Here is a 20,776-nt window from a genome sequence, read left to right as displayed (position 1 = left end):
CTTTTTTTTCATTTTGAAATCCTATATGATAAACTGTAACAGAAGCAAAATCTCTTTTTTCGAGGTCATTCTATGAAATTAACGAACTATACCGATTATTCTTTACGCGTTTTGATTTTTTTGGCTTCCAGACATTCCGAAGAACTTTCCAACATAAAAGAAATCGCCGACACATATTCCATCTCTAAAAACCACCTCATGAAAGTCATTTACCGTCTCGGACAGCTCGGATATGTGGAAACGATCCGGGGCCGCGGAGGCGGAATCCGATTAGGAATGAAGCCGGAAGACATTAACATTGGAGAAGTCGTTCGAAATACAGAAGACGACTTCAACATCGTAGAATGCTTTGACTCCCAAAAAAATCTCTGTATCATATCTCCCGCCTGCAACTTAAAGAATTTGCTGAATGAAGCCCTGCAAGCTTACCTGGCCGTTTTAGACAAATATACGTTAAGGGACCTGGTCAAAAATAAAGAGGAGATTATGAGACTGCTCAGAAGCTGAAGGAATGCCCGCATTCCTTCTTTTTTTATGCCTGCATAAGAAAAAAGAACTATTTCTACTAATATGATAAATGATTGCAGACAAGTGCCGATATAAAGATTATCATTACTGTTATCCTCACCTTGCGGCTGCAACGAATGGGGATAGTAAAATCATCGCAGGAAAAAGGAGATTCACTATGAAAAAAAAGGTAGCGGTCGGTTTGACTGCATCTGCGATTGTCGGGTCTGCGTTAGCTGTAACACCGGCAGAAGCACAAACGATTAAGGTCAAAAGCGGAGATTCATTATGGAAGCTTGCCCAAACCTACAATACAAGCGTGGATGCCATTTCATCAGCCAATCATTTAAAATCCACCGTTATTTCCATCGGGCAGACGCTCAACATCCCTAACGGCAAATCAGATTCCGGCAGCCCGGCGCCATCTTCAAAGAACAGCAGCAAGACGACAAGTGTGTATACGGTGAAAAGCGGAGACTCGCTGTGGCTGATCGCGTCTGATTTTAAAATGTCCGTACAGGAACTGAAAAAACTGAACGGCCTGTCAAGCGACTTAATCCGCGCCGGACAGAAGCTGCAAGTGAAGGGGAACGTTTCCTCAAGCACCGACAAGACAAAAACCGTGCCGGGCAGCAGCTCAAACAGCAGTAAAAATCAGTCATCTTCATCTTCCGGGACATATAAAGTCAAACTCGGCGATTCGCTCTGGAAGATCGCAAACAGCGTCAATATGACCATTGCGGAACTCAAAGTATTAAACAACTTAAAAACGGATACGATCTACGTAAACCAGGTTCTGAAAATAAAAGGAACGTCTCCTTCGGGAAACAAGCCGTCAAAAGACAATTCAAACAAAAATCAAAACCAGACGCAAACGTCATCTTATACAGTAAAAAGCGGAGACTCGCTCTGGAAGATCGCAAACGCATACAATATGACGGTTCAGCAAATCAGAAGCATCAACAAACTGACGTCAGACATGCTGCGGGTCGGACAAGTGCTGAAGCTGACAAAAACGTCATCTTCCGGTTCTTCGTCTTCACCGTCAGCTCCGAACCCGTCCGGAGATACAGGGAAAACCACTACATATACCGTGAAAAGCGGGGATTCTTTATGGGTGATCGCCCAAAAGTTCAATGTGACCGCCCAGCAGATCCGCGAGAAAAACAATTTGAAAACAGATGTTCTTCAAATCGGACAGAAGCTGACGATTACAGGACAGCAGTCAAACACGACACCGAACCAGTCCGGCAGCACAGGCGGCACAGGTTCAACAAGCGCGAAGATTAATGTGATGATCGATGCCGCAAAAGCTCAGCTGGGTGTACCGTATGTATGGGGCGGGACAACGCCGAGAGGCTTTGACTGCAGCGGTTTTATTTATTACGTTCTTAATAAGGTCACTTCCGTATCCAGACTTTCAGCGGCAGGCTACTGGAATACGATGACATCAGTCAGCCAGCCGGCGGTCGGTGACTTTGTCTTTTTCTCAACTTATAAAGCCGGACCTTCTCACGTCGGCATTTATCTCGGAAACGGACAGTTTATTAATGCCAACGATTCGGGTGTCGTCATTTCCAGCATGAACAATTCCTATTGGAAACAGCGCTACCTCGGAGCGAAACGATTCTTCTGATACAGACAAGCTGCACAGCCGAAAAGGCTGTGCAGCTTTTTTTTACAGCCTGAAAATATTAATGCTGATCACATGCTTAGTCACGGGGTGAAAATACACTTCAGCACGGGAGGAAAACGTCTCTTTTTTTGTTTGCACCGTTACGCGAAACACGTCTTTCGTCTGTTCCCGGTTTACTTTCGTACGGCCCATGTACGAATAATCGGTAAGCTCGGCGCCCTTGTATTCACGTTCCAGCTGGTTCCATGCGAGCTGCTCCCATTTTCCGGCTGATGGATCGAGGTGTTCTGTATGCCCTTTTTCAGCGATTGAGGCAATGAGAATGCCGCAAAACAAGAGGGCAAGCGTAAATGGAAGGAATTTCATCTTTATGTCTCCTGAGTCGTTTTTGTCAATCTTAGCGTGTCCAAAGAAGAGACGGATATGCGTTTTTATTTTATGTCTCCCTCATATTGCTATGCCCAATTTATACGGACACCAACTTTTCCCCCGTTGCATCCGGGCTTCGGCGGCATACACTAACGGAGAACTTCTCATTGAAAGGGGAAGCGTAAGATGGACCATGCCGATTATGATAAAGCCTTATATTACACACACCGGTCCCAATGGGACAATTTATTAATTTTGATGGTGCGTACGAAAGATGATTTGTTATCAAAGCGTATTGAGCACTTTCTGCATGCATATCATTTTGAACTTGATTATGCGGTGCTTGAAAAAGAGCTGTATTCCCTTCTCAGGTATATTGATCATGCGGCAGAGCTCGCGTATGAAGATCAATTAGCCATGCTGACATAAAACAATCCCGGCGTTACGCGCCGGGATTCCCCATGTTTGTAAACATATTCAGCTCTTCCATCATGTCTGTCAGGCTGACCGCCATATCCTCAGATACGGTCCGGCGCTCAATGTCGATGTGAATCGGGTCTAAGACCAGCTGTTTCGGGATGACATTTGCATAGACGCCCCTCATCACAGTCCGCATATTCGCCAGCGCGTTCATGCCGCCTTTTCCTCCGCCCGCCGCTGCAATGATGGCCACCGGTTTGTATCTCCAGCAGTCACTGCTTAAAAAATCAATGGCGTTTTTTAAAGCGCCGCTCATGCCGCTGTGATACTCGGGAGATAATAAGACGACGGCAGACGACTTCTTCACCTGCTGTCTTAACTCTTGCACTGAGGGCAGATCGTTCTGTTCTTCCTCACCGTTATAAAGCGGCAGTTCACTTTTGCTTAAATCAATAAAATCGGTTTGAAACCGGTCTCTGATATACGAAGCGGCAATTCTTGTCCGCCCGTTTTTTCTCGGCGTGCCGCTGATCACTAATATGCTCATTTAGTTTACCGCCTTTCCGGAAACATTGTATTTTACGGCATACAATGCCGCTTGTGTCCGGTCTGAAAGATTCAGCTTTGACAGCAGATTGGACACATGGGTCTTCACTGTTTTTTCAGAAATAAACAGAGCTGCGGCAATTTCCTTATTGCTTTTCCCTTTGGCTATTTCTTGAAGAACATCTTTTTCACGGGGGGTCAGCTGATCATATTTTTCCTTATCCTGATCCTCCTGAACCATATGTGCCAGCACGTGAGGCACAATATCCGCAGAGAGCCGGTACCGTCCGGAATACACTTCCCGGAGTGTTTTCACTAAATCATCGGGCTGGGCGTCTTTCAGCTGATACGCTTTGGCTCCGGCTTTAAGGGCGGGAATGACATGCTGCGGGTCGGAATAGCTCGTCAAAACGACGATACGGATGTCCGGAAATCGTTCAGCCGCGATTTTTGCCGCTTCAATGCCGTCCATATCAGGCATTGATAAATCCATTAAAACGATGTCAGGCTTCGTTAGTTCAGCTTGCTGAAGCGCTTCAGCACCGGTAGACGCCTCACCGACAACTTCAATATCTTCCTGAGTGGCGAAGAAAAAAGCGCAATCCTTTGCGGACAACGTGATGATCATCAGCGATCACAATTTTCATCAATCAGACCTCCTATCCCGTAAAATGGAAGCCGAACGGAGACAATCGTACCGGCGCCAAGCTCAGATTGCAATGCAAACCGGCCTCCGATTGCTTCGGCGCGCGATTTCATACCCGCAATGCCAAGTGACGGCAGTCCCGCATGCGCATCAGCGCTGAAGCCCGCTCCATGGTCGATAATGCGAAGCTCAGCATGATCCGGCTTTTTAGCGGCAGAAATGATAACAAGGTCCGTTCCCGCATGCTTTTTACAGTTATTCAAGGCTTCTTGAGCGATCCGCCAAAGCGCGTGTTCCTGTTCATCCGTAAGCTTCAGTTCATCTTCCATGTCACAGACGGCTTCCAGACCGATGAGAGCGGCATAGCTTTTGATCGACGCATACAGCCCTTTCGTTAAACTTTCCGGTCTCAGCTGCCAAATAAGCGTCCTCATTTCTGTCAACGCATCCTGCGACAGCTCTTGGATGAACGTAATCATCTGCCGGAGCCGTTCATCATCTGTAAAGCTTTTAGCGGCTTTTGCCGTTAAGCTGACGGAAAACAGCATCTGATTGACGGAATCATGCAGCTCTTGCGCCAGTCTGCTCCGTTCCATCAGCAGGGCGTTCTGCTGCGCAAATTCGGCCAGTTTCATCCGCTGGATCGCCGTTCCGATTTGGAATGCGACCCCTTCAAGAAGATGCAGTTCTTCTTCGCTGAAAAACGTCTTTTCTCCTGCAGCGACGTTTAATAAACCGAATGTCCGGCCGCCGTCTTCAAGCGGAACGGTCGCATGATGGGTAATGCCTTCGGTGTCGCTGCAGTCCGTCGTCTGTTCCGCAAATTCAATCCGTTTACAATTCATAATGTTTACAGCCTTGGTCAATCCGCCATTGCTGAATTTGGTCAGACAATAGCAGTCCCCGCTGCACATTAATGCGTTTTCCCGCTGACCGAGAGCCGGCGGTAAATAAGCGGATGCGGCGAGCGTATAGGATCCGTCCGGATCAATCAGAAAAATCCACCCTGTCTGCAGCCCGGTCAGGCTGAGCAGCTCGCGCAGGACTTTATCAAGCGCTTCCTTCATATCGTGGCATTGGTTTAAGGTTTCCGCAATCGCTTTTAATGTTTTTAAGGTTTCTACCGTCGTTTTCGTCAAACTCCCTCACTCCGGCCATTCAGAATTATCCATATTATATCAATTCTAATCTGTATTTGCCTTTGCTTCAGCATGATTTTACCTCATACTTTCGGATGAGGCGTAAAAAAACCGCCGGATATCGCTTCCGGCGGTTTTTTGTTTATTTCGTTTTTTCCACTATGGCATCCACCGTTTTCATGACGGCTTCAGATAATGCGGCAAGACGCTGCTCGCTGTCTTGTAAAGAAGTTCCCTTCACTGCGAAGTAGAACTTGACTTTCGGCTCCGTTCCGGATGGACGGAGGCAGAACCAAGAGCCGTCTTCAAGGAAATATTTCAGAACATTTGACTTCGGAAGATCAATATCTTCTTCACGATGATCGGCAAATACAGTCCGTTTTCCCGTTGAATAGTCTTCAGCCTGCGTGATTTGTTTTCCGGCCATCTGCTTCGGCGGATCGTTTCGGAATGACGTCAGGATAGCAGAAATCTGCTCTGCTCCCTGTTTTCCTTTTAACGTCAATGACTTCAAGCCTTCACGGTAATAACCGTATTCTTTAAAAATGGACAGCAGCGCGTCATAAAGCGACATGCCCTGCTTTTTATAAAAGGCGCATACTTCGACGGCTAACAGCGCAGCCTGGATCGCATCTTTGTCACGCGCGAAATCGCCGATTAAGTAGCCGTAGCTTTCTTCATACCCGAACTGGAACGTGTATTGTCCGGTTTTTTCATATTCTTTGATCTTTTCACCGATAAATTTGAAGCCTGTCAGCGTGTCGACCGTATCTAACCCGAACGATGAAGCGACGGCGCGGCCCAATTCACTTGTGACAATCGTTTTCATGACGACGCCGTTCTCAGGAAGGACGCCCTGTTTTTTCTTTTCAGAAAGCAGGTAGTGCAATAAAAGCGCGCCTGTCTGGTTCCCCGTCAGCACCGTATACTTGCCGTCACTGTTTTTTGCGGCAATGCCGAGACGGTCGGCATCCGGGTCCGTAGCGACGAGAATATCGGCGTTTTGTTCTTCTCCCAGCTTAATGGCATATTCGAATGCCGCGTGCTCTTCAGGATTTGGCGATTTGACGGTTGAAAAATCCGGATCCGGAAGCTCCTGTTCCTTTACGACAGTGACGTTTTTGTAACCTAGCGCTTCGAGACCGCGGCGTACCGGTTTATTCGCCGTGCCGTGCAGCGGAGTGAACACGACGCTCACGTCGACTTCTTCCGAAAGCTCGGGATGGACGGAGATGGAAGTCAGTTTTTCAGTATAGGGTGTATCAATTTCTTCGCCGATGATCTTAATTAAACCTTTTTCCTTCAGCGCCTGTTCATCTTCAACTTGAATCGTTAATTCATTTTCAATCGCATTCACTTCCGCAATGACGATGTCCGCTTCTTTCGGCGGCAGCTGCGCCCCGTCATCGCCGTACACTTTATATCCGTTATATTCAGGCGGGTTATGGCTGGCCGTCACGACGATACCCGCATAAGCGTTCAGTTCTCTCACCGCAAAAGACAGCTCAGGCGTCGGGCGGAGCTCATCAAATACGTATGTTTGAATGCCTTGGGAAGCAAGGGTTTTGGCTGCTTCCATCGCAAACTCAGGAGATTTATGACGGGAGTCGTACGCGATCGCAACGCCTCTTTTTTTCGCTTCTTCTCCTTGTTTTGCAATATACGCAGCAAGCCCGGCGGATGCTTTGCGGACCGTGTAAATGTTCATTCTGTTTGTGCCCGGCCCGATTTCTCCTCTCATGCCTCCTGTTCCGAACTCAAGATTTTTGTAGAAAAAGTCTTCCAGCAGCTGCTCGTTTCCTTCTGCGTCCGCCAATAATTTTTTCAATTCTGAATCTAATTGTTCGGCCTGATTCCAGCGTTCGTAACTCTTACTCCAACTCATGTTCGTCCTCCTATAATTTCAGCTTATGACCATATTTTAATATGAAGCGGCTGTCCGTGTCACTTGATAACTTAACACAGTGCTTTATGTAAAAAGAAGGGCTCATGCCTTTTCGGCACAGCCCTCCGATTATTATTGTTCGAGCGGAACAACCGCATCGTGCAGCAGCGTGTTTAACCACTCGGTATGTTTCGCTTTCGTTTCGTCATCCCATTGGAACCGGTCGCTCATGTAATCAATCACAGCCGTTTTATACGTCTGCACCCATTTGATGTCGAAGAACAGTCTGCCCGTTCTGCGGACGAAGAAATCAGCAGGTGTCGCAGCCATCTCTTCTTCAATGCTGTAAGCCGCTTCCGCCAGAATGTGAACCGGAATCTGGCGTTTTGCCGCTTCGTCTTTCAGGCCTTCAATCCGGCTGAATACATTTTCGACGTTAGAGCCGTATCTGATGGCTAACTGTTTAGCTGTTTCCTGTGATAAACCGATTTTCAATCCGTCTTTTGTCTTTGCTTCCACAAATGACTCGAAGTTTTTAGAGCCGCCGACATGTCCGCCGGAAATCGGCATCGTCTTCGTCTTACAGCCGCCGAAGTCCTGGCCGCCCTCTTCTTTTAAGCGATCGCGGACAAGATCGACAATGTGCTCAGCCATTTTACGGTAGCCCGTCAGTTTTCCTCCGGCGATTGTGATCAAGCCAGATTGAGATGTCCAGATTTCATCTTTACGGGAGATCTCGGACGGATCTTTTCCTTCTTCGTGAATGAGCGGTCTGAGGCCGGCCCAGCTTGATTCAATATCGTCCGCCGTAATATTCAGTTCCGGGAACATATAATTGATGGAGCTGACGACATAATCACGATCCTGCACCGTCATGCGCGGATGCTCAAGCTTTTGTTTATAAACCGTGTCTGTCGTGCCCACGTATGTTTTTCCTTCACGCGGAATGGCGAACACCATCCGTCCGTCCGGCGTGTCAAAATACACAGCCTGTTTAAGCGGGAATACGGATTGGTCGAATACGAGATGGACCCCTTTTGTATGCTGGAGATGCTTTCCGCTTTTGCTGTGGTCTTTTTCTCTCAGCTCGTCGACCCAAGGACCTGTCGCATTGACGATTTTTTTGGCGTAAACTTTGTATTCCTTGCCTGACAGCAGATCTTCAATTAAAACGCCGACGACTTTTCCTTTTTCATAAAGCAGCTCTTTCACTTTAGAATAGTTGACAGGCTCCGCACCGAATTTAACGGCTTCTTTCATGACTTCAATCGTCAGTCTGGCGTCGTCCGTCCGGTACTCTACATAGTAGCCTCCGCCTTTTAAGCCGTCTTTTTTGACGAGCGGTTCTTTTTGCAGCGTTTCTTTTGCAGACAGCATGCTTCTGCGCTCTGATTTTTTTACCCCTGCTAAATAGTCATATACACGCAGACCGATGGAAGTAGAGAATGAACCGAATGTGCCTCCTTTATGGAACGGAAGCAGCATCCATTCCGGCGTCGTGACGTGCGGGCCGTTTTCGTATACAATGGCACGTTCTTTACCGACTTCAGCCACCATTTTGACTTCGAATTGCTTCAGATAACGCAAACCGCCATGGACAAGCTTTGTGGATCGGCTTGATGTGCCGGCCGCGAAATCCTGCATTTCGCTCAAAGCGACTTTCATTCCCCTTGAAGCAGCGTCAAGCGCCGTACCGGCACCTGTAATGCCTCCGCCTATAATAAACAGATCGTATGTTTTTTTAGTCATGTCTTCCAGCATATGATCCCGTTCCAAACTCGAAAATTGGTGATTCATCATTACGTTTCCTCCTTGTTGTCACGGTATAGAAAAAGAGACCACAACAGCCAAAGCGCATGTTATCACTTTGGTGCTGTGGTCTCTCCTCATCTCAGGACCGTTCCTATTAACTTGTTTTCAGTATATCATAATTTTATCTTACTTAAAAGCCATAGCTGCATTTACTGCTTTTTTCCATCCGCCGTACAATTCATCGCGTTTTTCATCTTCCATTTCCGGTTTGAATTGCTTATCCAGATTCCACTGATCGGCGATTTCAGTGCTGTCCTTCCAGTAGCCGACAGCGATTCCGGCCAAATACGCGGCACCGAGCGCCGTCGTTTCATTAATTTCCGGACGTTCGACCGGCACATCAAGCAAGTCGCTTTGGAACTGCATAAGGAAATTATTTTTAACCGCTCCGCCGTCTACACGCAACGTTTTTAAAGAGATGCCTGAATCAGCTTCCATGGCATCAAGCACATCTTTCGCCTGATAAGCGAGAGATTCAAGCGTGGCCCGGATAAAATGCTCCTTCGTCGTTCCGCGTGTCAGGCCGAAAACCGAGCCGCGCACGTCACTGTCCCAGTACGGTGTGCCCAATCCGACGAAAGCGGGCACGACATAAACACCGTCAGCGGAATCCACACGCTCTGCGTATGTCTCGCTTTCTTTCGAATCATGGAACATCCGCATGCCGTCTCTCAGCCATTGGATGGCAGAACCTGCGACAAAGATGCTTCCTTCCAGCGCATACTCGACTTTTCCGTCTAATCCCCAGGCGATCGTCGTCAGAAGGCCGTGCTCTGAAGCAATGGCTTTTTCTCCGGTATTCATGAGCATAAAGCAGCCTGTGCCGTATGTGTTTTTCCCCATGCCTTCTTCAAAGCACGCCTGACCGAACAGCGCTGACTGCTGGTCTCCGGCCGCACCCGCAATCGGAATATTTTTGCCGAAGAAATGATAATCAACCGTTTTCGCGTACACATGAGAAGACGGTTTCACTTCCGGCAGCATTGATTTCGGCACGCCTAAAATGTCAAGCAGCTCGTCATCCCATTTTAATTCATGGATATTAAACATCAGCGTTCTTGAAGCGTTGGAATAATCCGTTACGTGCGCCGCGCCTCCGGACATTTTCCAGATGAGCCATGAATCAATCGTTCCGAAAAGGAGATTTCCGTTTTCCGCTTTTTCCCGCGCGCCTTCTACATTGTCAAGAATCCATTTGACTTTCGTTCCTGAGAAATAAGGGTCGATCAGAAGTCCCGTTTTTTCTCTGAATGTATCATTATATCCTTTTTCACGAAGCTCTTCGCAAATGCCGGATGTTTGTCTCGATTGCCACACAATCGCATTGTATACCGGCTTTCCGGTATCTTTATCCCATACGACCGTCGTTTCCCTTTGGTTCGTGATGCCAATGCCGGAAATTTGGTCCGCGCTGATTCCGGACTCAGAGATCACAGTCGCGATAACGGCGAGCACCGATCCCCAAATTTCGTTCGCATTATGCTCCACCCAGCCCGGCTGAGGGAAGTGCTGTGTGAATTCCTTTTGAGCGGAATGCACGATTTTTCCTTCTTTATTAAAAAGAATCGCTCTTGAACTTGTTGTGCCTTGGTCAATTGATAAAATATAGGTCTCCATGATGCCGCTCTCCTTTTTAAATATATTCAGAATTTGATAATGTTTTTCGTGATTGAGATTTCTTGGTATAAACATAGAGTATGAAAAGCAATACAACCATTATAACGCTTACAAACCAAAAGCTAGATGTCACATTTCCTTTAAACGCGGCATTGTAAAATACGCCGCCGAACGCACCGCCCATAATCGGACCGATAACGGGAATCCAGGCATATTTCCAATTTGACGGCCCTTTTTTCGGAATCGGCAGAAAGGCGTGCGCGATTCTCGGCCCCAAATCCCGCGCAGGGTTGATCGCATACCCGGTCGTTCCTCCGAGAGAAATTCCGATAGCCACGATGAGGAATCCGACAATCAGCGGGTTCAGCCCTTTTGTAAATTCATTCGCTCCGATTGCCAAAATGCCGAGCACAAGCACAAACGTCCCAATGACTTCACTTATCATATTCCCAAATGTATGAGGAATACTCGGTCCGGTCGAGAAAACGCCCAGCTTAGCGGCCGGATCATCCGTCGCCTTCCAATGCGGCAGATAATGAAGGTACACAATAACCGCACCGATTATTGCTCCGATCATCTGTCCAGCAATATAGACAGGGACTTCTTTCCAAGGAAAACTGCCTTCAAGCGCAAGGCCTATCGTTAAAGCCGGATTCAAGTGAGCGCCGCTGATTCCGCCGACAGCATATGCCGCCATGGCTACTCCAAGCCCCCAGCCGAATACAACAACAATCCATCCGGATTGGTATGAAAGCGATTTCTTTAAATTGACTCCCGCACAAACGCCGCCCCCGAAAATAATAAGCAGCATTGTACCGATTACTTCTCCCCAAAATGCTGTCATCATCATTCCTCCTAAATGACATAATAGCAGGTTTGACAGAGTTATAGAGAATAAAAAACCCACAACAGACCGCTTTACGCTTTATTGCTGCCGTAAAGAGCTGTTGTGGGTCTCCGGGTCTCCATCACATAGTATTAACCTAGGTCTATTGTAACAACGGGTGTAAGCGGTGTCAATCTTTTTTTGTCATAGAATGTTCATATTTAGCCCACAGCTCGGTGTCTGAAGTCGTGACAGCCGTGGCCCCCGCCTGCAAGGCGTTTTCAACATCCTGTTCCGTGCGGATAAAGCCGCCGGCAAAAATCGGAATGCCCGTCATCTCTTTAATTTCCCGGATTAAAGTCGGAACGATGCCCGGGAGAACCTCGATAAAGTCAGGCTTATGCTTCCCGACGAATTCCATGCTCTTTTCCATCGCGCTCGTATCCAAGAGAAACAGACGCTGGATCGCATATATTTTCTTTTGTTTCGCTTTGACGATGACGGCCGATCTCGTCGAAATGATGCCGGCGGGCCGGATGTCCTGACAAATGAACTCCGCCCCGTATTCATCATGCTTAATGCCGTGAATTAAATCGACGTGAACCATCAGGTGCTTTCCGTGTTTTTTCGCTTCATTCACGACACCTTTTAATTGACCGAGGTGAATATCTAAAATAACGCCGTATAAGAACGGACTTTCTAAAAATGCATCGAATTGCTTCATGTTCCGGATAGCCGGTAAAATCTGCTGGTTGTGAAAACTCATGTTTTACTCCTTTACATTAAAAATCAATGCTCAGCACGCTTTCTTTAACCGTCGAAATGATGAAAGAAAGCTCCTCGTCAGAAAGGCAGAAAGGCGGTGAAAGCTGAATGACATTATTAAATCCCGCTGCGGTATCGCCATTTTTCCCGACAAGCAGGCCTTTTTTCTTACAGGCGGTGATGACGTGCTGGACAGCGGCGGCATCAGCGGGTTCTTTCTTAATTTTGTCCTTTACGAGCTCGATGCCGGCAAGGAGGCCCTTTCCCCGTACATCTCCGACCGCGGGATGTTCTCTGAGCGGCTGAAGCTCCCGGAGCAGCCTTTCGCCAAGCTCCCGGGAACGGGCGATCAGATTTTCGTCCTCCATCAATTGCAGGTTTTTCAAAGCAAGGGCACAGGCTGCCGGATTGCCTCCGAAAGTATTCACGTGCCGGAAACGGCCGTACGGCTCACCGTCCGAATACGCTTCAAAAATCTCCCGTTTCACCGCCGTCGCCGACAGCGGCAGGTAAGCGCTCGTGATGCCTTTTGCCATTGTGACGATGTCCGGTGAAACGCCGTAATGCTGAAATCCGAACGGCTCTCCCGTGCGGCCGAAACCGCAGATGACTTCATCACTGATAAGCAGCGCGCCGTGGCGGCGGCAAATGTCCTCTACCTTTGCCATATACCCGTCCGGGGGCATCAGTATACCTCCGCCTGTAATAATCGGTTCCATAATAACGCCGGCAATCGTTTCGCTTAATTCCCACGTCATGATCCGGTCGATTTCATGTGCGCTTTCCAATGTGTCAGCATCGGCGGGATTCCGATAGAGATCAGGCGGCGCCGCATGCAAAAATCCTTGGGAGAGCGGCTCGTATTTGTATTTTCTCTGCGCCTGGCCGGTAGCGGCGAGCGCCCCCATCGTATTGCCGTGATAGCCTCTGTACCGGGAGATGAATTTGAAGCGGCTGTGATCGCCGTTTTCAATGTGGTATTGGCGGGCAATTTTGAACGCGGTTTCATTTGCTTCCGATCCGCTGTTGGAAAAGAAGATTACATAATCGCCGCCGAGCCATTCATTCAGTTTTTCCGCAAGTTCAATCGCAGGTTGATGGCTTTGGGTCAGCGGATAATAAGGAAGCTCCTTCAATTGGCTGTATGCGGCATCGGCAAGCTCCTTTCTCCCGTATCCGATATTGACGCACCATAGTCCTGACATGCCGTCCAAATACCGCCTGCCGTCAATGTCCGTAACCCAGGCGCCTTCCCCTTTTTGGACAATTATGCTGTCATCCGGCTCCGCCCCTTTCATCGCGTGCCAAATCAGCTCTTTATCCTTTTGTTTGAGTGACTGATTTTTTTGTACATGTTCCACACCGCTCATCTCCCTTTCAATATCATTGCACTGTATCGAAAGCTGCCCGGCTTCTGACGCCGATTCTCTTGGTGAAGTTTTCCTCTTAATAAGAATATAAAGGCGCGGCATGGGCGAGTCAATAAAGCGGCGGCAATTAAAAAAACGCTTTCTCCCAGAAAGCGAAAGGGCTACAAGAGCATATCCCGAAACCGGGGACGGTGCAAGTATTTTTATAAAAAAACCCGCTCCTTAAACCGGAGCGGGCTTTTTTCATTTAAGATGCGTAATCCGGTAGATGTCTTTGCGCCGGTCTTTCAGCTGGCGCACGGTTCCGTTTTCACGCTGCCTTCTTAAAATTTCAAGGTCAACGTCCCCGATCACAACCATTTCGATATTCGGGTTCGTTTCACCGACGATTCCATCTCTGGCAAATTCAAAATCAGACGGAGCAAAAATGGCTGACTGTGCGTATTGAATATCCATATTTTCTGTTTGCGGCAGGTTCCCGACCGTACCTGAGATGACAGTGTAAATTTGGTTTTCAACCGCTCTCGCCTGAGAGCAGTATCTTACGCGCAAGTAGCCTTGGCGGTCTTCAGTGCAGAACGGCGTAAAGATAATTTTCGCCCCTTGATCCGCGGCAATTCTCGCAAGCTCCGGAAATTCAATATCGTAGCAGATCTGAATGGCGATCTTTCCGCAGTCTGTATCAAATACGCGCACTCTGTCTCCGGCGCTGATGCCCCACCATTTCCGCTCATTCGGCGTAATGTGAAGCTTATACTGTTTTTCAATCGTGCCGTCACGTCTGAATAAGTAAGCGATGTTATAAATTTTCCCTTCTTCTTCAACGAAGTGGGAGCCGCCGATGATGTTGACATTATATTTCACCGCGAGATCTGTAAAGAGGCTGATATAGTCCTCTGTATATTCGGTAATCCTCTGAATGGCAAGACTCGGAGAACGCTCCTCGAGGAATGACATGAGCTGCGTCGTGAAAATCTCCGGAAATACCGCGAAATCAGATCTTGCATCGGAAGCCACATCCACATAATATTCAACCTGATTGGCAAATTCCTCGAAGGAATAAATCTTTTTCATTTCATACTGAATGACGCAAATACGCACCGGAAATGCCGATTTGTAATAGCGCTTCGACTGCGGCAGGTAATCGACATTGTTCCACTCCATTAATGTCGCATATTTAATGGACGCGGTGTCATCCGGGAGATAATTCGGATTGATCCGCATGAGCGTAAATCCGTTCATCAGCTGGAAGGAAAGCACCGGATCATAAATCTGATGGCGCGTCACCTGTTCGACATAGGCTCTCGCCGTCATTTCTTCCGCATATTTATGGTAATTCGGAATCCGTCCGCCGATAATGATGCTTTTCAGGTTTAATCGTCTCGCCAGGTCTTTTCTCGCTTCATACAGCCGGTGTCCGATCTTCATCCGTCTGTATGCCGGATGCACCATCACTTCAATTCCGTACAGGTTCATTCCGTCCGGATTGTGGTTCGTGATGTAACCGTCGTCTGTAATATCCTGCCATGTGTGGCGGTCATCGTATTCATCGAAATTGATGATCAGACTGGAGCATGATCCGATAATTTCCCCTTCATACTCGGCGCAAAACTGACCTTCCGGAAAATGCGCGAGATGGCTGATTAAATGCTCAGGCTCCCAAGGCTCCATCCCCGGGAAACAATCCTTTTGCAGCTCAATAATTTTGTTGATATCTTTCTCTTCCATGTTCCGTATGACCATTTTCTTTTCAAAACGGGTCAGATCAAGTTTCTCAGACAATGCCGCTTCCCCCTGCCGATTCGTTTTGATTGTTCAAGCGCTGTAAAAGTAATTCAAGTTCCATTTCCGCCATTGATTCCAGTCTGTGATCGTATTCTTCAAACAACAGGGTGCTTGTTACCTTATTCGGTACGATCACACATTTCATGCCGGCACGTTTGGCTGCGATTGAGCCATTGACGGAATCCTCAAAAGCAAGACATTCGGAAGGTTCGACGCCTAAATGTTCCGCCGCTTTCAAATAGAGTTCCGGATTCGGCTTCACTTCTTCTACGTCATCCGCCGTCTGAATCACTTCAAATTCATCAAACAGGCCTAATTCCTTCAGGTGGCCCGATACCCATTTGAAATCTGAGCTTGAAGCAAGCCCCACCTTCAATCCTAATTCTTTCGCCGCAGCTAAATAAGCCTCCACCCCGGGACGCGCCGTTTCCGTTTTCATCCGCTGTTGGAAGCGCGCGCGCCTGATCGCCGTCAGTTCGTCATGATCGAGCTTTCTTCCCAGCTGCTCCTCTAAATACGCGAACGGCTTAAACCCCGCGGCCGTTCCGATCACCTTTCCCCAGACAGATAAAGGCAATGTCGATCCGTGTTCTTCAAACATTTCTTGCAACACTTCATATTCATGGGTTTCTGTATCTAAAATTAACCCGTCAAAATCAAAGATTAATGCTTTTATCACTGCTTACAGCTCCTTTAGTTAACGTACTGTGACCTATGTATACACTATACCGTGAATTTCTTTTGCGTTCAAAATGTAACATTCGGACGGAAAGAAGAGCCTGCATGAATGCAAGCTCTCTTGATCCGTTACTGTGAGTTTTGGCTGGAAATATTAGAAAGAGCTGCTCCCGCAGACTCGTTTGAACGCTGATCGACCGCTAAGTCTCCAAGCGCAACGATCCCGACCAAATGATTTTGATCAACAATGGGAAGGCGGCGGATTTGGTGTTGGGCCATCAGGTGTGACGCCTCTTCAAGACTCATCTCCGGGTTTCCGGATACTACTTTAGAAGACATCACGTGCGAAACAGGTGTTTGGCCGTCGCGGCCTTGAGCCGTTGTTCTCAATGCGATATCACGGTCTGTCAGCATCCCTTTTAATTCCCCTCCGTCAACGACGGGAATCGCTCCGACATTATGCTGATGCATCAGCGCGGCCGCTTCCTGAATCGTTTGATTGGGAGAAACGGTAGCCACGTGGGTAGTCATTGATTGTTTGATTGAACTCATTGTAAAGCACCCCTTTCGCCATTTATTATGCTCAGGGATTTGTCTCATTATAAAGGGAGTTAGAGGAAAGAAATTGTGGTATCATGTCAAAGAAGCAAAAAAGAGCCTGTAAAAAGGCTCTTTACATCCGTCAGATCAGCCTTCTGTGACCGCAGGCTTCTGATTCGGCTCTTGTCTCGAAATCATCATAGGTAAACGGAAAATTCATTCCGCAATCATTCAGCAAAGCGCAATTTTTATCAAACAGCGCCCGCTCTTTGGCATCATATACCGCGTGCGGCTTTGACAGCATGATATGTACCGTTTGCAGACAAGCCATAATTTGAAATGCTTCTTTTAACGTTCCTTGGTAAAGTTGGTTTTGTAAAGACAATACGCCCCTTTTTTTAAAGCGCTGCATTTCCAGTTCGGAGAAATAAAGAGGAAAGACATTTTGGAACAGTTCAGAGGAAAGCTCTTGTATCGCGCTTTCTTGTCCGTCAGTCGCTGCGTTGACAATTCTCACATCAATCACCTTTCTTGCCATGTGAATATCCTTAATCTTTATCAAGAATAGCACAGAAAAAAACGCGAAAGCTAAGGTAAGTGTTTCCTATTGAAACAGCCGCTTTCCGCTTGAAAAAGGAGCTCTATGATATGAAACAAAATGACCGCGGGCTGGAACTTCTGATAACGGAAAAGCACGCCGGACAATGGCTGTTTTCAGTCCTGAAATCAGAATTTCAGGCATCAAAACCCGTGATAACCGAATGGATGAACCAAGAAAGCATTCAGGTCAATCGCACATCTCCCAAAAACAACATCATCCTGAAAACCGGAGACCGCCTGTTCATTGATCTTCAGGAAAAAACGGAGTCATCGGTGATCCCGGAATACGGTGAAGCGGAAATCTTATTTGAGGACAATCATATGCTGATTGCAAATAAGCCGGCGGGGATGCCGACTCATCCGAATGAAGAGGGTCAGACCGGAACCCTCAGCAATCTGATCGCTTACCATTTTCAAATCAACGGCGAACAGGCGAAAGTCCGCCACGTTCACCGGCTTGACCGGGACACGTCAGGTGCGGTCGTTTTCGCCAAACACCGCCTGGCTCATGCCATCCTCGACCGGCAGCTTGAAACCAAAACATTAAAACGAACCTATATCGCTGCAGCGGAAGGAAAAGTAACGCCGAAAAAAGGCACGGTTGATTCGCCGATCGGCCGCGACAGATCACATTCCGTCAGACGGCGCGTCTCACCCGGCGGACAAGCCGCCGTCACCCATTACAAGGTAAAAGGCTATCATTCCGGCGCACGGCTTTCTCTCGTCGAGCTTGAATTGGAAACCGGAAGAACACATCAAATCAGAGTGCATATGGCAAGCATCGGCCATCCGTTAGCGGGAGATGACCTGTACGGCGGAAGCCGGGCGCTGTTTCACAGACAGGCGCTTCACGCCAAAAAGGTCAGCGTCGTCCATCCGGTCTCCGGAGAAGAAATCATTGCCGAAGCGCCGATGCCCGCTGATCTGGCACACTTTGCCGACACGTATTTTTCTTAAACCGGGTAAGCATATATAATATATCGTTTCGGTGCATTTCCGATGTAAGAAAACGGATAGCAAGTGGTCAGGATCAGTTCCTCCCGCTCGTGCTGAAGGGTGATGACGGACGTATCATTTCGGCTGACGATTTTTGTATGGCTGATTTTATAAGAAAACGCGCCGTAAGACAGAATCACGTTCAGCCTGTCTCCTTTTTTCAGTTCGCCGGTCCGTCGGAACACCGTGTCCCTGTGGCCGGATAATACGATTTGGCCGTGTTCATCCGGATAATAGCTGTCTTTGTAATGGCCGACGCCTTTTGCTAAATCGTCTGCGTCAGTCCCTTCCACGATCGGGAGCTCAGCATCAATTTTAGGGATCTCTAAAATACCGCTTGCTTCACCTGTTTTAGGATGAAATTCTTTTTTGCGCTGCGCCAAAACGGCTCTATTCGTTTCTTTCTTTGCCAGAACGGGTTCAGCTGCTTTTTTTGCTTCTTCAAGCGATTGGTTTGTCTTCATATGTGAATCGACGATCTTCCAGCTTCCGTAGCATGTGACGATGACACCGATAATGATGACAAGAAGCGGAATATGTTTCAGTTTATTCATGGTGTGCGGTTGCTCCTTTTCCTTCTGAAAAGCCAGTATACGCCGGCGCCTGTGATCACCAGTCCGGCCAGTGCCGTCTGATGGCTGCCCGCTGAAGTATCAGGTAACGGGCGGCCATTTTGTGTGCCGCTTTCAGTCTGTTTTGTGCTTTTTTCCTGATTTGCAGCCGATGACGGACGGGTTTTGGAAGCTGTTTCTTTTATAACGGGACGCTCTGGGTTTTTTGCTTGATCAGGCTGTTTTGCAGCATCCGGGTTTTTAGCGGGTTTTTCCGCTTGGGGTTTTTCTGTTTTATCAGGTCTGGTGCCGCCCGGTGTTTCCCCGCTTCCCGGCTGACTGCCGGTGTCATCAGGTGTTTCGGTTGCGGATGCCGTGCGGATGCGGCCGTCGCTTTGATAAGAAATCGGAGCGGAAAAGCTTTTGACATAGTCTACTGTCGCTTCCAAATCCTCAGGCCCCGTCACCGGATTCTTGCCGAGTTTCCCGATCGGGCCGTATTTTGCCCCCGCTGCCGTTGCCATAAATTGATTGACTGTTAATGTATAGCCTTTCTCGGGCTGTATGTCTGTCCCGTCCGCTATTTTCATATCAATCGCTTTTCCGGTTTCCGGGTTCCATGTATAGGAAAATCCGCTGATGCTGTAATCCGGTCCGTAAACCGGAGAAATTTGCGCGTTGATGATCTCCCGCAAATCTTTTCCTTTGATTTCAAGCTTCGTCAGCACATTGCCGAACGGCTGAACATTATAAAGGTCTCCCCATGTAATCGGCCCTTTTTTTATGCCGTCCCGGATGCCGCCGCCATTCATTAGCGCAAAATCGGATTTCATCTTCGCTTTCATACCGTCGGCAATCAGATTTCCAAGCGCCGTGTCGCCGTCATTTGAATAGCCGCCCGTTATATCATGGGCCGCTTCCCCGACCGCTTCGCTGATAATCGGTTTCACTTTCTCTTCATATTTGCTTAATATGCCTGCCGCATCTGGGTCCGGCTTGATTTTACTTTGGTCGATATATTGGATTTCTGCTGATTTTTTCACGATATCCTTCGACTCTTTATCAAGTTCAAGATCGGCGATTCCGATTGCTTTTCCGTATTCAAATGCCTGCACGATCAGCTTGCCGTTGACTTCTCCGTTTACGACTTTATGATTGTGCGCGGCGAAAATCACGTCAATCTCTGAGTCTGTCCCGCCGGCAAGCTTTGCGGCTTCTCCCGTGATCGCACTGCCGTTTTGTTCAGCAGACATATGGGCGAGCACGGCGATGGCTTTAATTCCTTTTTTCTTCAGGTCAGCGGCGGCGTCATTGACGGCTTTTACCTCATCCGTAAACGTGATATTTTTAATTCCGTCCGGAATGACCATTCCTGCTGCCGATCTGGTTACAACTCCGATAAATGCAACCGGAATTCCGGAAACGTATTTGATTTCATACGGCGGCAGAAAGGGCTCTCCTGATTTTAGTTTACAGTTGGCGCAGACGAGCGGGAAATTTTGGCCGTCATAACCGCTTGTCCCCTTTCCGTCCGGATGATCTCCTCCATTGATGATCCGTTTAAGCTCATTTGTTCCTTCATCGAATTCATGATTGCCGACAGTCCCGGCGTCAAACCCGATATCTTCCATCAGTTCTACTGTCGGTTCATCTTGAAAAAGGGCTGACACGGGAGAACTGCCCCCGATCATATCGCCCGCATGCACCACGAAGGCGTGTTGTTTTTCGGCTTTTGCTTTTTTAATGTACGCCGCAGCGTAGTCGATTCGGCCGAACGTGCCATCCGGTTTACCATCTCCGTTAAGATCAAGCTCATATTGCTGATCAATTTTTCCGTGCAGATCATTCATGCTGATGATTCTGAGCGGGATACGGCCGGTGTCTTCAGTCTGCTGGTCTTGATACGCCTTAGCCGTTCCACTCTCATTCAGCGGTCCGGCTTGTCCGATTGCTGACGCATCTTTCACGCCGGAGACCATAAAACAAACCATCAGCAAACAGCACGAAAGACGCATCCCCCTTTTTTTCTTCATTCATTTCCCCCCTTGTCTTCTAAGAAATACGTTAGCTTATTTTCTTAAAAATCAC

Annotated in this window: 19 protein-coding genes and 1 pseudogene; 4 read left to right on the top strand and 16 right to left on the bottom strand. The window is 48.0% G+C overall.

What is annotated here, in order from left to right; genetic code table 11:
* Positions 1 to 72: 72 nt before the first annotated feature.
* Positions 73 to 507 (top strand): nitric oxide-sensing transcriptional repressor NsrR, encoded by a 435-nt coding sequence (nsrR, locus tag ABDB98_RS04720; RefSeq protein ID WP_016938399.1) that lies wholly within the window; start codon positions 73 to 75, stop codon positions 505 to 507.
* Between the two features lie 178 nt (positions 508 to 685).
* On the top strand, positions 686 to 2,143 hold the full coding sequence (locus tag ABDB98_RS04715) for a LysM peptidoglycan-binding domain-containing protein (RefSeq protein WP_438421503.1): 1,458 nt from the start codon (positions 686 to 688) through the stop codon (positions 2,141 to 2,143).
* A 42-nt stretch (positions 2,144 to 2,185) separates the two neighbouring features.
* Here ABDB98_RS04715 and ABDB98_RS04710 read toward each other — a convergent pair whose 3' ends face one another.
* Positions 2,186 to 2,509 (bottom strand): DUF3889 domain-containing protein, encoded by a 324-nt coding sequence (locus ABDB98_RS04710; protein ID WP_060963198.1) that lies wholly within the window; start codon positions 2,507 to 2,509, stop codon positions 2,186 to 2,188.
* Positions 2,510 to 2,698: 189 nt separating this feature from the next.
* Here ABDB98_RS04710 and ABDB98_RS04705 point away from each other — a divergent pair, with 189 nt between their 5' ends.
* Positions 2,699 to 2,941: a YhdB family protein gene (locus ABDB98_RS04705; protein WP_016938402.1), complete on the top strand. Its 243-nt coding sequence runs from the start codon at positions 2,699 to 2,701 to the stop codon at positions 2,939 to 2,941.
* A 13-nt stretch (positions 2,942 to 2,954) separates the two neighbouring features.
* On the opposite strand, the gene ABDB98_RS04700 is transcribed toward ABDB98_RS04705, so the two are convergent.
* From ABDB98_RS04700 to ABDB98_RS04640, 13 genes and pseudogenes are all read right to left on the bottom strand, one after another.
* Positions 2,955 to 3,479, bottom strand: coding sequence for an NADPH-dependent FMN reductase (locus ABDB98_RS04700; RefSeq protein ID WP_438421502.1), 525 nt, complete (start codon positions 3,477 to 3,479; stop codon positions 2,955 to 2,957).
* Positions 3,480 to 4,125, bottom strand: a pseudogene (locus ABDB98_RS04695) (response regulator).
* Positions 4,106 to 5,263, bottom strand: coding sequence for a GAF domain-containing sensor histidine kinase (locus ABDB98_RS04690; RefSeq protein ID WP_438421501.1), 1,158 nt, complete (start codon positions 5,261 to 5,263; stop codon positions 4,106 to 4,108). The pseudogene ABDB98_RS04695 and the gene ABDB98_RS04690 overlap by 20 nt, the downstream one beginning before the upstream one ends.
* Positions 5,264 to 5,405: 142 nt before the next feature.
* Complete coding sequence (locus ABDB98_RS04685; protein WP_438421500.1) at positions 5,406 to 7,148, bottom strand: phospho-sugar mutase; 1,743 nt, start codon at positions 7,146 to 7,148, stop codon at positions 5,406 to 5,408.
* A 132-nt stretch (positions 7,149 to 7,280) separates the two neighbouring features.
* The gene (gene glpD, locus ABDB98_RS04680; RefSeq protein ID WP_016938407.1) at positions 7,281 to 8,948 is read right to left on the bottom strand and encodes a glycerol-3-phosphate dehydrogenase; all 1,668 of its coding nucleotides are present in this window, start codon (positions 8,946 to 8,948) and stop codon (positions 7,281 to 7,283) included.
* A 138-nt stretch (positions 8,949 to 9,086) separates the two neighbouring features.
* Positions 9,087 to 10,577, bottom strand: a complete 1,491-nt coding sequence (glpK, locus tag ABDB98_RS04675) for a glycerol kinase GlpK (protein WP_060963203.1) — start codon at positions 10,575 to 10,577, stop codon at positions 9,087 to 9,089.
* Positions 10,578 to 10,593: 16 nt separating this feature from the next.
* Positions 10,594 to 11,421, bottom strand: a complete 828-nt coding sequence (locus ABDB98_RS04670; RefSeq protein WP_060963204.1) for an MIP/aquaporin family protein — start codon at positions 11,419 to 11,421, stop codon at positions 10,594 to 10,596.
* A gap of 172 nt (positions 11,422 to 11,593) precedes the next feature.
* Positions 11,594 to 12,169 carry a glycerol-3-phosphate responsive antiterminator gene (locus tag ABDB98_RS04665; RefSeq protein ID WP_016938410.1) on the bottom strand — a complete coding sequence of 192 codons (576 nt, stop codon included), beginning with the start codon at positions 12,167 to 12,169 and terminating at the stop codon, positions 11,594 to 11,596.
* Positions 12,170 to 12,185: 16 nt separating this feature from the next.
* Positions 12,186 to 13,538 carry an aspartate aminotransferase family protein gene (locus ABDB98_RS04660; protein WP_438421499.1) on the bottom strand — a complete coding sequence of 451 codons (1,353 nt, stop codon included), beginning with the start codon at positions 13,536 to 13,538 and terminating at the stop codon, positions 12,186 to 12,188.
* A 243-nt stretch (positions 13,539 to 13,781) separates the two neighbouring features.
* Positions 13,782 to 15,320 (bottom strand): bifunctional GNAT family N-acetyltransferase/carbon-nitrogen hydrolase family protein, encoded by a 1,539-nt coding sequence (locus tag ABDB98_RS04655; RefSeq protein ID WP_016938412.1) that lies wholly within the window; start codon positions 15,318 to 15,320, stop codon positions 13,782 to 13,784.
* Positions 15,313 to 16,002, bottom strand: a complete 690-nt coding sequence (locus tag ABDB98_RS04650) for an HAD family hydrolase (RefSeq protein WP_016938413.1) — start codon at positions 16,000 to 16,002, stop codon at positions 15,313 to 15,315. Before ABDB98_RS04650 ends, ABDB98_RS04655 begins: the two co-directional genes overlap by 8 nt.
* Positions 16,003 to 16,130: 128 nt before the next feature.
* Positions 16,131 to 16,553 carry a CBS domain-containing protein gene (locus ABDB98_RS04645; protein ID WP_016938414.1) on the bottom strand — a complete coding sequence of 141 codons (423 nt, stop codon included), beginning with the start codon at positions 16,551 to 16,553 and terminating at the stop codon, positions 16,131 to 16,133.
* 130 nt (positions 16,554 to 16,683) lie between these two features.
* Entirely contained in the window at positions 16,684 to 17,079 is a 396-nt protein-coding gene (locus tag ABDB98_RS04640) for a DUF5365 family protein (RefSeq protein ID WP_224988504.1), read from the bottom strand.
* Between the two features lie 110 nt (positions 17,080 to 17,189).
* On the opposite strand from ABDB98_RS04640, the gene ABDB98_RS04635 reads away from it, so the two are divergent.
* Positions 17,190 to 18,098, top strand: coding sequence for an RluA family pseudouridine synthase (locus tag ABDB98_RS04635; RefSeq protein ID WP_438421498.1), 909 nt, complete (start codon positions 17,190 to 17,192; stop codon positions 18,096 to 18,098).
* On the opposite strand, the gene ABDB98_RS04630 is transcribed toward ABDB98_RS04635, so the two are convergent.
* Both ABDB98_RS04630 and ABDB98_RS04625 read right to left on the bottom strand, forming a co-directional pair.
* Positions 18,095 to 18,691 carry a class D sortase gene (locus tag ABDB98_RS04630; RefSeq protein WP_438421497.1) on the bottom strand — a complete coding sequence of 199 codons (597 nt, stop codon included), beginning with the start codon at positions 18,689 to 18,691 and terminating at the stop codon, positions 18,095 to 18,097. The two genes, ABDB98_RS04635 and ABDB98_RS04630, sit on opposite strands and share 4 nt — an antisense overlap.
* Positions 18,688 to 20,721, bottom strand: a complete 2,034-nt coding sequence (locus ABDB98_RS04625; protein WP_438421496.1) for a 5'-nucleotidase C-terminal domain-containing protein — start codon at positions 20,719 to 20,721, stop codon at positions 18,688 to 18,690. The genes ABDB98_RS04630 and ABDB98_RS04625 overlap by 4 nt, the downstream gene beginning before the upstream one ends.
* Positions 20,722 to 20,776: the final 55 nt, after the last annotated feature.

Origin of the sequence: Bacillus siamensis (assembly GCF_051628075.1) — a bacterium.
Classification (GTDB): Bacteria; Bacillota; Bacilli; order Bacillales; family Bacillaceae; genus Bacillus; species Bacillus siamensis.
The sequence above is the reverse complement of the archived record's forward strand: the minus strand, read 5'-3'. Positions and strand labels throughout refer to the sequence as shown.

What these genes read in the sequence shown, in the direction of transcription:
- nsrR (WP_016938399.1), top strand. Translation starts at nt 73, where the DNA reads ATGAAATTAACGAACTATACCGATTATTCTTTACGCGTTTTGATTTTT.
- ABDB98_RS04715 (WP_438421503.1), top strand. Translation starts at nt 686, where the DNA reads ATGAAAAAAAAGGTAGCGGTCGGTTTGACTGCATCTGCGATTGTCGGG.
- ABDB98_RS04710 (WP_060963198.1), bottom strand. Translation starts at nt 2,509, where the DNA reads ATGAAATTCCTTCCATTTACGCTTGCCCTCTTGTTTTGCGGCATTCTC.
- ABDB98_RS04705 (WP_016938402.1), top strand. Translation starts at nt 2,699, where the DNA reads ATGGACCATGCCGATTATGATAAAGCCTTATATTACACACACCGGTCC.
- ABDB98_RS04700 (WP_438421502.1), bottom strand. Translation starts at nt 3,479, where the DNA reads ATGAGCATATTAGTGATCAGCGGCACGCCGAGAAAAAACGGGCGGACA.
- ABDB98_RS04685 (WP_438421500.1), bottom strand. Translation starts at nt 7,148, where the DNA reads ATGAGTTGGAGTAAGAGTTACGAACGCTGGAATCAGGCCGAACAATTA.
- glpD (WP_016938407.1), bottom strand. Translation starts at nt 8,948, where the DNA reads ATGATGAATCACCAATTTTCGAGTTTGGAACGGGATCATATGCTGGAA.
- glpK (WP_060963203.1), bottom strand. Translation starts at nt 10,577, where the DNA reads ATGGAGACCTATATTTTATCAATTGACCAAGGCACAACAAGTTCAAGA.
- ABDB98_RS04670 (WP_060963204.1), bottom strand. Translation starts at nt 11,421, where the DNA reads ATGACAGCATTTTGGGGAGAAGTAATCGGTACAATGCTGCTTATTATT.
- ABDB98_RS04665 (WP_016938410.1), bottom strand. Translation starts at nt 12,169, where the DNA reads ATGAGTTTTCACAACCAGCAGATTTTACCGGCTATCCGGAACATGAAG.
- ABDB98_RS04660 (WP_438421499.1), bottom strand. Translation starts at nt 13,538, where the DNA reads ATGAGCGGTGTGGAACATGTACAAAAAAATCAGTCACTCAAACAAAAG.
- ABDB98_RS04645 (WP_016938414.1), bottom strand. Translation starts at nt 16,553, where the DNA reads ATGAGTTCAATCAAACAATCAATGACTACCCACGTGGCTACCGTTTCT.
- ABDB98_RS04640 (WP_224988504.1), bottom strand. Translation starts at nt 17,079, where the DNA reads ATGGCAAGAAAGGTGATTGATGTGAGAATTGTCAACGCAGCGACTGAC.
- ABDB98_RS04635 (WP_438421498.1), top strand. Translation starts at nt 17,190, where the DNA reads ATGAAACAAAATGACCGCGGGCTGGAACTTCTGATAACGGAAAAGCAC.
- ABDB98_RS04630 (WP_438421497.1), bottom strand. Translation starts at nt 18,691, where the DNA reads ATGAATAAACTGAAACATATTCCGCTTCTTGTCATCATTATCGGTGTC.
- ABDB98_RS04625 (WP_438421496.1), bottom strand. Translation starts at nt 20,721, where the DNA reads ATGAAGAAAAAAAGGGGGATGCGTCTTTCGTGCTGTTTGCTGATGGTT.